This is a genomic window from Cohnella mopanensis (assembly GCF_022352055.1).
GTDB lineage: Bacteria > Bacillota > Bacilli > Paenibacillales > Paenibacillaceae > Cohnella > Cohnella mopanensis.
This window is the reverse complement of sequence record NZ_JAKRWM010000001.1, coordinates 402311-415967: the sequence shown is the minus strand read 5'-3', so window position 1 is coordinate 415967 and position 13657 is coordinate 402311. Positions and strand designations below refer to the sequence as shown.

General features: G+C 49.6%; 12 protein-coding genes and 1 riboswitch. Of the genes, 1 reads left to right on the top strand and 11 read right to left on the bottom strand.

Annotated elements, in window-relative coordinates:
- Nucleotides 1–549: 549 nt before the first annotated feature.
- Complete coding sequence (ytfJ, locus tag L3D05_RS01855; RefSeq protein ID WP_239614079.1) at nucleotides 550–1041, bottom strand: GerW family sporulation protein; 492 nt, start codon at nucleotides 1039–1041, stop codon at nucleotides 550–552.
- Nucleotides 1042–1265: 224 nt separating this feature from the next.
- Here ytfJ and L3D05_RS01850 point away from each other — a divergent pair, with 224 nt between their 5' ends.
- A complete protein-coding gene (locus L3D05_RS01850) occupies nucleotides 1266–2081 on the top strand; it encodes an S-layer homology domain-containing protein (RefSeq protein WP_239614077.1) in 816 nt (271 codons plus the stop codon).
- A 103-nt stretch (nucleotides 2082–2184) separates the two neighbouring features.
- Here L3D05_RS01850 and L3D05_RS01845 read toward each other — a convergent pair whose 3' ends face one another.
- From L3D05_RS01845 to lysA, 10 genes are all read right to left on the bottom strand, one after another.
- On the bottom strand, nucleotides 2185–2874 hold the full coding sequence (locus L3D05_RS01845) for a DUF2953 domain-containing protein (protein WP_239614075.1): 690 nt from the start codon (nucleotides 2872–2874) through the stop codon (nucleotides 2185–2187).
- Between the two features lie 65 nt (nucleotides 2875–2939).
- The gene (scpB, locus tag L3D05_RS01840; RefSeq protein WP_239614073.1) at nucleotides 2940–3557 is read right to left on the bottom strand and encodes an SMC-Scp complex subunit ScpB; all 618 of its coding nucleotides are present in this window, start codon (nucleotides 3555–3557) and stop codon (nucleotides 2940–2942) included.
- On the bottom strand, nucleotides 3526–4317 hold the full coding sequence (locus tag L3D05_RS01835) for a segregation and condensation protein A (protein ID WP_500786035.1): 792 nt from the start codon (nucleotides 4315–4317) through the stop codon (nucleotides 3526–3528). Before L3D05_RS01835 ends, scpB begins: the two co-directional genes overlap by 32 nt.
- Nucleotides 4318–4371: 54 nt before the next feature.
- Nucleotides 4372–4842 carry a 6,7-dimethyl-8-ribityllumazine synthase gene (gene ribH / locus L3D05_RS01830; RefSeq protein ID WP_239614072.1) on the bottom strand — a complete coding sequence of 157 codons (471 nt, stop codon included), beginning with the start codon at nucleotides 4840–4842 and terminating at the stop codon, nucleotides 4372–4374.
- A 48-nt stretch (nucleotides 4843–4890) separates the two neighbouring features.
- Nucleotides 4891–6120 carry a bifunctional 3,4-dihydroxy-2-butanone-4-phosphate synthase/GTP cyclohydrolase II gene (locus L3D05_RS01825; protein WP_239614070.1) on the bottom strand — a complete coding sequence of 410 codons (1230 nt, stop codon included), beginning with the start codon at nucleotides 6118–6120 and terminating at the stop codon, nucleotides 4891–4893.
- Between the two features lie 14 nt (nucleotides 6121–6134).
- The gene (ribE, locus tag L3D05_RS01820; RefSeq protein WP_239614069.1) at nucleotides 6135–6800 is read right to left on the bottom strand and encodes a riboflavin synthase; all 666 of its coding nucleotides are present in this window, start codon (nucleotides 6798–6800) and stop codon (nucleotides 6135–6137) included.
- Nucleotides 6785–7942: a bifunctional diaminohydroxyphosphoribosylaminopyrimidine deaminase/5-amino-6-(5-phosphoribosylamino)uracil reductase RibD gene (gene ribD, locus L3D05_RS01815; protein ID WP_239614067.1), complete on the bottom strand. Its 1158-nt coding sequence runs from the start codon at nucleotides 7940–7942 to the stop codon at nucleotides 6785–6787. The genes ribE and ribD overlap by 16 nt, the downstream gene beginning before the upstream one ends.
- A 300-nt stretch (nucleotides 7943–8242) precedes the next feature.
- Nucleotides 8243–8439: riboswitch (FMN riboswitch) on the bottom strand.
- A gap of 171 nt (nucleotides 8440–8610) precedes the next feature.
- Nucleotides 8611–9036: a peptidylprolyl isomerase gene (locus L3D05_RS01810; RefSeq protein ID WP_239614066.1), complete on the bottom strand. Its 426-nt coding sequence runs from the start codon at nucleotides 9034–9036 to the stop codon at nucleotides 8611–8613.
- A 74-nt stretch (nucleotides 9037–9110) separates the two neighbouring features.
- The gene (locus L3D05_RS01805; RefSeq protein ID WP_239614064.1) at nucleotides 9111–12194 is read right to left on the bottom strand and encodes a hybrid sensor histidine kinase/response regulator; all 3084 of its coding nucleotides are present in this window, start codon (nucleotides 12192–12194) and stop codon (nucleotides 9111–9113) included.
- A 107-nt stretch (nucleotides 12195–12301) separates the two neighbouring features.
- Complete coding sequence (lysA, locus tag L3D05_RS01800) at nucleotides 12302–13633, bottom strand: diaminopimelate decarboxylase (RefSeq protein WP_239614062.1); 1332 nt, start codon at nucleotides 13631–13633, stop codon at nucleotides 12302–12304.
- Nucleotides 13634–13657 lie beyond the last annotated feature (24 nt).

Genomic DNA, 13657 nt, shown 5'->3' with positions numbered 1-13657 from the left:
TATGAGCGCGCCTTTCCTCGCTCAGCTTCCACTATCGTCGCTTTTTGCGACAATGAGCGCGCCTTTCCTCGCTCACCTTCCCCTATCGTCGCTTTTTGCGACTATGAGCGCTTCTTTCCGCGCTCACCTTCCACTATTGTCGCTTTTTGCGACTATGAGCGCGCCTTTCCTCGCTCAGCTTCCACTATCGTCGCTTTTTGCGACTATGAGCGCGCCTTTCCTCGCTCACCTTCCTCTATCGTCGCTTTTTGCGACTATGAGCGCGCCTTTCCTCGCTCAGCTTCCTCTATCGTCGCTTTTTGCGACTATGAGCGCGCCTTTCCTCGCTCAGCTTCCTCTATCGTCGCTTTTTGCGACTATGAGCGCGCCTTTCCTCGCTCACCTTCCACCATCGTCGCTTTTTGTGACTATGAGCGCGCCTTTCCTCACTCACCTTCCACCATTGTCGCTTTTTGCAACTATGAGCGCGCCTTTCCTCATTTTTCGGCATATTTCCAGACAGCAAAAAACCGGCCAAATGGCCGGTAGACGACTGATTCTTCAGCGTATTTACATAAAGTTATCGGACGAGTTGGAGGTGAGCGGAGGAATAGGCGTGCTTGCTTCCGAAGAATTCCCGTCCTTCTGGAATGCATTTTTTATTTTGTCCACCCATTGCGGAGCTGCATCGATCAAACGTTCCAGAATATGCGTTTGGTTGTCCAAAGGAACGACCTTTACTCCTTGAGTACCGACGACAAGAAAAGCAATCGGCGTAATGGACACGCCGCCGCCGCTACCTCCCCCGAACGGTAGTGATACGGAAGCGTTATGCCCTTCTTGTCCATTCGAGGATTTCTGGCTAGAGCCACCGGAAGAATCCTCTAACCCGTTAAATTCGCTACCTCCGGCCGCAAACCCGAAACCGACTTTCGAGATCGGCATTATGACGCTGCCATCCGGAGTTTGAACAGGCTCGCCGACTATCGTATTCACGTCTACCATATCTTTAATATTTTCCATTGCCGTTTGCATTAATCCGTTGATCGGATGTTGAGACATTATTCGTTATCCTCCTTTAGGGTGCATTATAGTCGTGTTGGTCAATATCATCCCCTCAGGTCACGGTCATCATTCACTCGACTGTACCCGATAAGAGCCGATCCGTAATAAAAATAAAAGCATTCACTTCCAATATATCCCTAGTGTATAATGCGGTTTGCGACCCCATTCGACAAATGTCACTTAATGTCGCAATCAACTAGAAGAGAAGGATGAGGATCCAAATGAAAAAAATCACTAAAATCACTACAGCTCTAATGTTAACGATGACCTTATTATTAGGTTCATCCGCCGTTACTGCTCAAACCAAATCTTTCAAGGACGTAAACGAAGAAAAGTACTCCTGGGCTATCGAGTCGATCCGTTTCATGAACGATAAAGGAGTTATCAAAGGCTATTCCGACGGAACGTTCAAACCAGACCAAGCCGTCACGAAGGCGGAGTTCGTCACGTTGTCCGCGAAGTTGTTCGACAAGTTTAAACCGAATCGCGATACGAATGCCAACTATTGGAAAATCAATAAGTTTTTGGACGTTCCAAAATCATATTGGGCTTATAAATACATAAACGATACGATTTATGTCGCAACATGGGACACATATAGCAGTTCAAACAAAGGTTTTAAATTTTATCCCGACACTAAGCTGACAAGAATCGGGGCTGCTAAACTGCTCCCTGCGATCTTCGGAGAAATTCAAGATTCCTCCGAAGCCTTGTCGATCATCAGAGAGAACATGAGCGATATTAAAATAATTGACGAAAGCGAATATAAGGAAGAGGATGGCAGATACAACGAAGCCAATGACCGGACAAACGCGATGTTTCCTCTCATCATTAGTGAAGGCTATTTTAGTGACGACTCCTCCGCGATAACCGGAACGACGCTTGCAACGTTACAGAAGCTCGGTTTGATGACCGCTTCCGAAGGTAAATTTGCGCCGAGAAAGTTGCTGACAAGAGCCGAAGCCGCTACCACTTTACATCGTCTCTATCAATATTTAAAAGAAAATGGAGATTTAAAGAAATATTCCTCTAAGTAATAACCTGTAAAGATACGATGATAAATAAGTAAAAACGGGACGGAGTCGGGCTAAACAGCCTTCTCCGTCCCGTTCGCTTTTCACCCGACTAGCAGAACTCTTGCTAGCTCACGCTCTCCGGAGGGCCGGAAAGCCAATTACGCCATGCGCGGATCGCTTTCCCTATGCGAATCGTGCTAGTACCAAGCTTCACGACGGCCCACAAGGCGGCGCTCAGCCGAATGCGGAAGTCGGCCTCCCATACAACCGTAAATTCGGTTGACGAATAATTCGGCGCGATATCGCCTTGAGGGGAAGTTTTCAGGGAGATCAGTTGGGCAGCTGCGCCGGAAGCGCAACCGGATACCGCCCATAACAGTCCCGTCATCGTCGCTGTAGATGCGGCATCGCCAGTGCCTACGCGAAAATCAAGACGCCAGCGGGTACATTCGATTTTTTTCATCGTCTGCCTTGCCCACCTTCTGAATTTTGTCGTCGATAACAAAATCGTCCGATAGGCTTTCATGTAACGAACAATAGTCAGCCTTCCGATAATCCGCTTTTTATTATTCCGCTTAGGACCGAGAATATTCCCTTCCCTATGCTCCTTGTAAACCACGTTCCAGCCGCGAATGACGATAGACGGCAAGTTGACCTGGTAATGAAACAGACCGTATAGAGCTTGAATAACGACGACAAGCTGATCCAATCGGCCGCTTCTCGAATAACGAACCCGAACTCTAATCCGGGAAAACAAAGCTGCGACCAACCCCGCGATCACGATTGCCAATACGATCCAAAGCCAGAAGGCCATACTTTCCCCGCCTTTCTTAGGGGTAGTATGACCTTCTGGGAATTCCTCATTCCATTAACTGCGATTCATTCCGTATCCAATTCCCTATCCATGTCTTCCATGGAAAGCTGGCGGCCTTCAATACGATCGAACAGCATCTTCGTTCTTTCTTCCAATTCATCGTCCCCATCGGAGATGGTCGGTTCCGGCAAGCTGGAAATGCTCGCCAATCCGAAATAATCGAGGAACGATTTAGTCGTTCCGTATAGGATAGGCCTGCCTAACGCATCCGCCCGCCCCTTCTCCTCGATCAAATCCTTGTTGACCAAATTATGTAGCGCCCGGTCAGCCTTTACGCCGCGTATTTCTTCGATTTCCACTCGAGTGATCGGCTGTCTGTACGCAATAATCGACAACGTTTCCAATGCCGCTTGCGAAAGCGCGGAACGCGAAGGAGAGTAAGCCAGTTTCTCGAAGTATGGGGCATGCTCGATAACGGTAGTCAACCGATACCCTCCGGCGACTTCGGCGATCCGGATTCCGCGGTTTTTCTTGGTGAGCTCCTTCTGGAGATCCTTCAGCACGTCCTTGACGACTTCTATGTCCGTCTCGACCACTTCGGCAGCCGTCTTGGCGCTGATTCCTTCGTCGCCGGATACGAACAGCAATCCTTCAAGTACTGATTTCAATGTCGAGTAATCCATTGTTATCCTCTCTCCCCGTCCACGTCAACACGATTTCGTCGAATAAAGCGTTCTGATGGCATGAAATCCACTTCCGCTTCATCAACTCGAGTATTGCAAGGAAAGTGACGACGATTTCCTCGCGGTCATCCCCGTCTCCAAGCAATTGGGAAAAAAGCAATTTCCCGTCATGAGTCCGGCTCTTAAGCGTCTCGATGATATCGAAAATACGATCCTTCACGGAAATCTCGTCTTTGCGGATGGAAGATACCCGATGTCTACCGGCCAATCGCCGCATCGCCTTCTGAAACGCGTTGACCAGATCGTCGACGTGAAGCCCTTCAACCGGATTGGTCTGGATTACCTTCTCGAAAGGAGATAAATCCGCAGGCTCGCGCGTGTACACTTGGCTTCGATCCCATTCTTTCTCCCGAAGCTGTCCGGCGACGGATTTGAACTTACGGTATTCGATCAGCTTGCGAATGAGTTCTTCGCGCGGATCCAAATACTCGTCGTCATCAACCGTAAGCCATGGTTCCTCGGTGACGGGCGGCTTCGGAAGCAGTTGCCTGCTCTTCATGGATAGCAACGTCGCCGCCATGACGAGAAACTCGCTGGTAATGTCAAGCTCCAACTCCTGCATGGCCGCCAGATACTCCATGTATTGATCCGTGATCTCGTTGATCGAAATATCCTGAATATCGATTTCTGCTTTGTCGATGAGATGCAGCAGCAAATCGAGCGGCCCTTCGAACGTTTCCAGCTTGTACAACATTGCCACGCGTGTTTCTCCCCCTACATGAAGCAAGTACACATTTTACTACCTATTATATCATTAGCCCGAGATTGCACGAGACAAATTAGCCATTTCGATCGCAGTCGTCGCAGCTTCCCAGCCTTTATTGCCGGCTTTCGTGCCTGCACGCTCAACCGCTTGCTCGATGCTGTCCGTCGTAAGCACTCCGAAAATCGTCGGAACGCCCGATTTCAGCGAAATCGCCGCAACGCCTTTCGCAACCTCATTGCACACGAAGTCGAAATGCGGAGTAGACCCACGAATAACCGCACCTAGCGTAATGACAGCGTCATATTTGCCGCTCTCCGCAAGCTTCTGGGCGATAAAAGGAATTTCGAACGCTCCCGGTACCCAAGCGATCTCAATTTCGTTCTCTTCCACTCCATGACGCTTAAGCGCGTCCAGCGCCCCGCCTAACAATTTAGACGTAATAAACTCGTTAAATCTTCCGACGACAACCGCGTATTTTAACCCCTTGGAAATTAAGTGACCTTCGTATACTACTGACATGTCATTCATCCTCTCTTAGATAGAAAATCGATTATTGGGTGATTTAAATTAAATTTCATAATCCGGATCGCCTTTGAAAGACAATAGATGACCCAGCTTCGCTTTTTTCGTGTGCAAATAACCCGTGTTGTCTTCGTTCTCGGTCATTTGAATCGGCACGCGTTCAACGACGTTGAGCCCGTAACCTTCCAGACCTTTGATTTTACGCGGATTGTTCGTCAAGAGACGAATATCCCGAATGCCGATATCTTTCAGAATTTGGGCTCCGATACCATACTCCCTCAAATCAGGTGCAAAACCTAATTTGATATTCGCGTCTACCGTGTCCAAACCTTGTTCTTGCAATTGATAAGCCCGCAATTTATTAATCAAGCCTATTCCGCGGCCTTCCTGCCTCATATACAGAAGCACTCCGCTTCCGTTCTCATCGATTTGCTTTAGCGCGGCTTCCAGTTGAGGACCGCAATCGCACCGATGGGAGTGGAACACGTCTCCCGTCAAGCATTCCGAATGGACGCGGACTAGCACGGGCTTAGAGCCGTCAATCTCGCCTTTAACGAAAGCGACATGTTCTTTGTTGTCGACTTCGTTCGTATAAGCAATCGCTTGAAAAGTACCGAAGTCGGTTGGCATTCTCACTTCGACTTCTCTCTTGACGAGCTTTTCCTTCTCGTTGCGGTAGTGGATCAAGTCCTTGATCGTAATCAACTTTAAGGAATGTTCTTTAGCGAACACTTCTAAGTCGGGCAATCTAGCCATCGTGCCATCTTCCTTAATAACCTCGCAGATGACTGCCGCTGGAGGAGATCCGCACATTTTAGCCAGATCAACCGCCGCTTCCGTATGCCCGGCTCGTCTTAGCACGCCTCCGTCTTTCGCGATTAACGGGAATATATGTCCCGGTCTGCGGAAGTCGCCTGGCTTTGCGGCCGGATCGATCAGCGCTTGAACGGATATGGAACGCTCGGGGGCGGATATGCCCGTCGTTGTCGATATGTGATCTACCGAGACGGTAAATGCCGTACCGTGATAATCCGTATTGTGACTGACCATTGGCGGCAGGTCAAGAGCTTCCGCTCTCTCTTGCGTAATCGGTACGCACAGCAGCCCTCTCGCTTCGCGGATCATGAAGTTAATGACCTCCGGCGTAGCTTTATCCGCAAGCGCGACGAGATCTCCTTCATTCTCCCGGTCCTCGTCGTCGACGACAATGATGACCTTGCCTCTCATTAAATCATAAATCGCATCTTCAATCGGGTCAAAATGTTTGTGTGTCATGCTTCTCGCTCCTTTCACATAAATCCATTATCGCGCAGAACGGACTCCGTTAATCCGCCAGATTTGCGTGCAGGTTTCCCCTCCCGCAAACCCAGCAGGTGATCGACGTACTTACCTAAAATATCGCATTCGATATTCAAAACTTCCCCCGGTTGCTTCACTTGAAGCACCGTTTCACGCAGCGTGTGCGGTATGATCGAAACGGTAAAGGTACCGGAGTCCCTATCGACCGATACGATCGTTAAGCTAATTCCGTCGAGCGTTACCGAGCCTTGCTGCACCATATGCCTAAGCAGTTCCGGGTTATTCGGCTCGATCGTAAATACGACCGCGTTCGCTTCTGCCGTTCTGCCTCTTATCGTTCCCGTCCCGTCAACATGTCCTTGTACGAGATGGCCGCCGAATCTTCCCCCGGCCATCATAGCCCTCTCCAGATTTAACGGGCTACCCGTTTGAATGGATTGTAAAGTCGTGAGCCGATAGGTTTCCGGCATGACATCCACCGCGAACGTTGTTCGATCGAATTCGACCACGGTCAGGCAAACGCCGTTAACAGCGATGCTATCGCCAAGCTTCACGTCCGATAGCACTTTAGAAGCGGAAATGCTAAGAATCATCGCTTCTCCCCGACGTTGAACAGACCTCAGCGTACCCATTTCTTCGATCAGTCCTGTGAACATGATTTCTCCTCCTTAAGGGCAAAAGCCACCGATTCCGTCTCGGCCGAATTGACCGCAGGATATCCCGTAATACACCAGTCATCGCCGTACGTCTGCATCGATACTCGACTCAGGCGCAAGGCGGACGACATCTCTTCGGGTCCTTTGAATTGGAAAGCGGATGGTGCCCCATCCCCGCCGACGACAATCGGAGCGTAGAACAGCATAAGCTTATCTACCAGACCGGCTTCCAGCATTGCTCCGTTCAGCACGCCTCCACCTTCTAGTAAAATCGAGCTGATCCCGCGTTTGCTTAACGACTCCATCGCGATCGTCAGATCGACGCGTTCATCGGAGCCGCAACGTAGCACTTCGATGCCATGTTGGCGAAGGAGGCCGGCCTTGACCTCATCGGATCGATCGGTCGTCAATACGATCGTGGGCGCCGAATCATTCAGCACCCTCGCTTCATGAGGGACTCTGAGCCTAGAATCGACGACGATTCTCGTTGGGTTCAGGCCGGGAACGCTTAAACGCGTCGTCAACTCCGGATCGTCCGCAAGCACCGTCTCCGCACCCACCATAATCGCGCTATGGCGATGGCGAAGCGTATGCACGGCCTCTCTCGATTGGGAACCGGTTATCCAGCGGCTATGACCGGTGCGCGTAGCAATACGTCCATCAAGGGATAACGCAGTCTTTAGCGTGACGAAAGGGCGCCCTGTCACGATAAATTTGTTGAACGCTTCATTCAATTGGACGGCATCGGCTTCTAGCACTCCTACCTCAACCTGAATTCCCGCTTCCCGTAATCGTCTAATTCCGCTGCCTGCAACTAACGGATTAGGATCCACCGTAGCGACAACGACTCTCCCGACGCCTTCCGCGATAAGACGTTCGCAACATGGCGGAGTCTGACCATGATGGCTGCAAGGCTCCAGCGTTACATAAGCCGTCGCTCCCTTTGCTTGCTCACCCGCCATATTCAGCGCTAGTACTTCGGCGTGACCTTCGCCGCGTTTCAGATGGGCACCCATTCCGACGATTCGGCCATCTTTCACGACGACGCAGCCGACAACGGGATTCACGCCGGTTTGACCGGTTGCGCCTCCCGCTAAATTCAATGCAAGCTGCATGTAATAATCATCATTCAACAATTCCATAGGCACCTCTCCCTCCCGTACCTTCAGGCCTGTTTGGACATTTTCAAACAGAAAACCCCCGAGGTCGTAGCCTCGGGGGTGGTAGATGCACAGCGATAAATAGACCTTCAATGCGTGTCTTGATGAGCAAATCGAACAGAAGCTGCCTGCACATGATAGACGATATCCGTCAACATGCATATGGAAACAGCCTGCTATAGCCACAGGTTTGTGAAAAAAAGAACAATAACTGACGTTGTCGTTCATCCATTCTATATGCCTACGACTATGTTACTTGCTATGGACACGGCTTGGCCGCTGCGCTTCCTTCTCCCATCCAGACTTTAACTGTCGGTCCCGGATTTTCACCAGGTCCACCGCACCACGCCCACCGGTTGTTCCGGAAGTAGCGATGACGGGTCACGGACTGACGGCTGCACGCTGCTCTCATCATTGTTCGAGTAGCATAACGGCCGATCACCGTCGGTGGGGAATTACACCCCGCCCCGAAGGTAAGCAACTTATTGAAAAGAAGTGTACCATCCCCACTTACAAATTGCAAGTGATACACTAGGAATTAAATAACAAGTTTACCGCATAATTAATATAAACCGTTTCCATCCCAAAAAAAACCTGAGTCCCGCCTCCAACAAGGCATGAACTCAGGTTTTGATACAAGAGGCAATCCACTAGCTTACGCGGATAGATTCCATTTTTTCTTGGCCTTTAAGCGCGTCCACATGCTCCATGCCGGACGTCACTTTGCCGAAGACAGTGTGCACGCCGTCCAGATGAGGTTGCGGGTTGTAGCAAATATAGAACTGGCTTCCGCCGGTATTCGGTCCGCGATGCGCCATAGCCAAGCTACCGCGGTCGTGTTTATTAATGTTGTGTTCACAATTGATCGAGTATCCTGGTCCTCCAGTTCCATTGCCGTTCGGGCATCCGCCTTGCGCAACAAAACCCGGAATAACGCGGTGGAAAGGAATTCCGTCATAGAATCCTTCATTCGCTAATTTCTCGAAGTTAGCTACCGTGTTCGGAGCATCCTCGTTGAACAATTCAAGATTAATTTCGTTTCCGTCTGCCATTTTGATTATCGCTTGTTTAGACAATTAAATATCCTCCTTAGATCATATCGCTCTATTGTACAACAAGAGTAGGATCGAATGAAAGCAGCTGCCTTCCTCTAATCGGAGGAATTGTTCCTAGTCACTCTAAAGGTCACCGTCGTTCCGCCGTTCGGAAAGCTGCTGATTTGAAGGCCTTTGCCATAAATTTGCTTTAAGCGGCGATCCGTGTTCAGCAAGCCGATCCCCTTCTCCGCATTAGCCGATTGAGGATCCAATATGCGTTTGAGTTTATCCGCTTCGATGCCGACGCCGTTATCCTTGATCGAAATTTCCGCGTATTCCTCGTATTCCACGACGCGGATGCGAACCCCTCCCCCTCGGGAGCGCTTCATGATCCCATGCCTTACGGCATTCTCCACTAGGGGCTGGATCGTGAGCGGAGGAATGCGCAAGAAGCTGGCTTCGTTCACTTCCCACGTCACTTCCAGCCGATCTTCGAATCGCTCCTTTTCGATATATAGGTAGGAACGTACGAGGTCAAGCTCGTGCTGCAACGTCACCAATTGCTCCGCGTTCTGAAAATCGAAGCTGCACCGCAAATAATTACTGAACGCTTCTAGCAAGGAGCGCATTCTCGAAGTGTCGATTTCGCTTAGAGCGGCTACCGCGGTGAGCGTATTGTACAGGAAGTGGGGTTGAATCTGCGCTTGAAGCCAAGCCCCTTCCATTCTGAGCCGCTCGCGGACCGATTTTTTCAGTTCGGTTAGCGCACGAACCCTCGAACGAAGTTCCAGCGCATCCACGGGTTTAGTCACGTAATCATTGGCGCCGGAACGGAATCCTGCTTCGATATCCTCGGGTTGGCTTCTCGCCGTGAGCAGCAAAATCGGCAGTTCGGTAATGGAGAATCGTTCGCGGATCGCGTGCGATAGCTCGTACCCGGACATACGCGGCATCATGACGTCGGCGATGACTAAATCCCACTCTCTTCTATCCAAGTTAGCAAGAGCCTCCTCGCCGGAGGTCACCGTAACGATGTCATAAATTTCAGGAGAAAGAATATTAACTAGGACGCTAAGGTTAACCGAATCATCGTCAACTGCTAATACGCTTAGTTTATCCGTAATACGTTCAACCGTCTGCTCGACAATAGGTTCATTTTCCGCGCGAGCTCTTTTTGAAGTTTCTTCTTCCGTAACGGCCATTAAAGAAAATGGATGATCCATCGTCGATAGTCCATCATAGTGACTCGAAAGCGGTAATTCGAAGCTGAATTCGGTTCCTTTTCCAAGTACGGAACTTACTTGTAACGCACCGCCATGGAGCTCGACGAGCTGCTTGCTAATGCTTAACCCAAGGCCAAGCCCGCCCCCTATCGCCGTCATACTGTTATCGCCCTTTTCATAGGGTTCGAAAATTCGCCCTTGCGTCTCCGCGTCCATCCCTATGCCGGAATCCGCGACAATAATCCATGCTTTCCCGTTTCTAATGACGCTTCCAACCGTGATATGGCCTACATCCGTAAACTTGACCGCATTATGAACGAGATTAAATAGAATTTGGATGAGCCTATTCTCATCGGCAACGACGGCCGGAAAGCCGTCCGGGATGGTATTCGACAATTGCACCGGTTTACCTTCGACCAAATAGCGAAGCATGTCCATCACGCCCAGAACGAGCGGTTGAATACGCGTGGGAGCGGTATGTAGCGCGATCCCGCGTTCCTTGAGACGATTGAGTTCGAGTAGGTCATTCAGCAAGAAAGTCATGCGTTTGCCTACCGTAATTAGCGTCTTTAGCTTTTTCGTATTGTCGGTGTCCAGCTTGCCCTCGCTCGTATCCAGCACGGATTGGGCGAAATTAAGAATGCCATGCAAAGGATTTCTCAATTCATGGGAAGTGTTCGCAAGAAAATCATCTTTCAGCTTGTCCGCCTTCTGAAGCTTCTCGGCCAAATTTTGCGTCTGCATGGAAGTCCGGAAAAAACGTTTGAACCAATAGGCGGCAATCAACAAAAAAGTAATAATGAGATCCACGGGATAATAGTTCAGATCGGTCCAGTATGTATTCTTAATAAACCCCCAGATCGCGTTCGTCATTAATGCAATTACGCCGAGCAGCAGGAATATAACATCCTTATCGCCCCGCACCGCCGATCGAAGAATGATCATGGGTACGGCAATGCCCGGGATAAGAAGAATCAGAAAAGAATAAAGTAATATCTGCAAATTGAACGAAACCGGAGCCGATAAAATAACGATTATAGTAAAAGAGCTTAACATGAAATAATATTTTAAATATTTATTCTTCGAATATTCCGGCAACAATTGCGTGATAAAGCGCAACAGGAGCAATCCGGCGAGAATGAGCGATACGTGCTGTAATTTAACAGTCCAAGAGTAATTAATGGGAAGCCACATCAACAATAGCAGATCATCGTCCGTCAAAGTCATGAGAATCGCGCTAAAGGTAAGCAATGCGAAAGTAATCAATACCTTTCGGGGAGTACCTAGAAAATATAAAATACAAACATAAACTACGTGAAGGAGAAGCAAGAAGCTTACTAATGTCTGTGCTCCGACCGAAAACCCTAATTCGTTCAATACCGGTGTATGGTCTCCGAATTTGATCGAATGCGTAATACCGCCGAGTTTCGGATTGACATAATTGGCTACGTGTATGACTACGTCAAGAACGTCCAAATCGGTCGTGTAAACCTCGGAGTAAGGCATTCTTCGCGGTATGTATTCCTCATGGCTAGACGCCGGTTTACCCGCATGAGCAATCTGACGGCCGTTAACGAACAATTCCGAAGAGTTGACGATCTCCATTACTCTAAACGCGTATATATGATCTTTATCCGATGGATTCACAAGAATGCGTAATCGATAGGATCCATATCCGATCGGGGAGTTCGAATCGGGAAAGGATGATTTCCAGCTTCCCGGCACTTGAATAAAGCCAGTCTTAGCTTCAGGCTTCTGATCCCCGTTCATAATAAGCTGGTTAGGATAAAATTCCCATTCGCCATCCAAAGTGATCGAATGTTTGGAATTCATGTCCCAATTCCGCAGATCCAGCACGCCTTGAACCGCATGGGGATGCTCCGGCGGCGCCTGCAAAGTTATCCATATCAATCGAATGCCTGTAATGGCTAGCACGAACAATACCGTAATCCATAACGTTTTGCTTTTACTCATCATTCTTCTCTCTTCGACAAATTCCGCGCGAATCCTTCTAAATAAAAAAAGACATCATAGCCCAATCTCTTAGGTATGATGTCTTTGCATATGAAATAGAGTCTTGTTTACTTCGTTACGGTTTGTTTCTGCAAGCGAGCAGGAATGACATCATTGCCAACGATGTTATCGTACGTTTCCCGGGCAACGACGAGATCTGCTTGGCCGTCCTTTACGAACACGACAGCCGGACGGCGAATGCGGTTATAGTTGCTCGCCATCGCATAGTTGTATGCTCCCGTACAGAAAACCGCTAGCAAATCTCCCGACTGGACGGCTGGCAGTTTCAAGTCCCAAATCAACATATCTCCGCTCTCGCAGCATTTGCCGGCTACGGATACGACTTCTTCAAGCGTATCGTTCGCGCGATTAGCCAGAACAGCCTCGTATTTAGATTCGTACAACGCGGGGCGAGGATTGTCGGTCATACCTCCGTCAACGGCGATATATTTGCGAACGCCAGGGATATCCTTGCTTGTCCCTACCGTATACAAAGTCGTTCCCGCGTCTCCGATAATGCTGCGGCCCGGTTCGATCCATACTTCCGGCAATGCAAAGTTCGCGTTCTCGCAAGTCGTGCGTACCGCGTCGGCGATAGCTTGCACGTATACGCCGACCGGAAGCGGCTGATCGCCTTCCACGTAACGAATTCCGAATCCGCCGCCCAAATTAAGAACAGTGAACGTATGGTTAAGCTTATCGCGAATTTCTACCGCGAACGCAGCAACCTTCTCGACGGCCATGCGGAAACCTTCTACTTCGAAGATTTGCGAGCCGATATGGGAATGAACGCCCAACACTTTCAGGTTCGGCAAGCCGATAGCCGTCTCGATCGCCTTGAACGCCGTGCCGTTGCCAAGGTCGAAACCGAATTTGGAATCTTGCTGACCGGTCGAAATATAATCATGCGTATGGGCTTCGACTCCCGGCGTAATGCGCAGCAACACGTTTACGCGTTTGCCCTTGTCGGCGGCAAGTGCGTTCAACAACTGCAATTCGTTAAAGTTATCTACGACGAAGCATCCGATGCCTGCGTCCAGCGCCATGATAATTTCCTCCGGCGTTTTGTTGTTGCCGTGGAAATGAATACGTTCAGCCGGGAATCCGGCTTGCAGTGCCGTGTACAATTCTCCGTCGGACACGACGTCCAGGCTCATTCCCTCTTCTTCCACTACGCGGCACATCGCCATGACGCAAAATGCTTTGGAAGCGTATGCGACCTGATGGCGAAGTCCTGTCTCCCTGAAAGCTTCCATGAATTCGCGCGCGCGTTGGCGCACAAGAGCTTCATCTACGATGTATAAAGCCGTTCCGAACTGTTGTGCCAAGTCCGTAACGTCACAGCCGCCGATCTCAAGATGACCTTTGCTGTTAATTTTGCTAGTTCCATGCAAAAACATATCTTATTCCCCTTTGGCGAAATT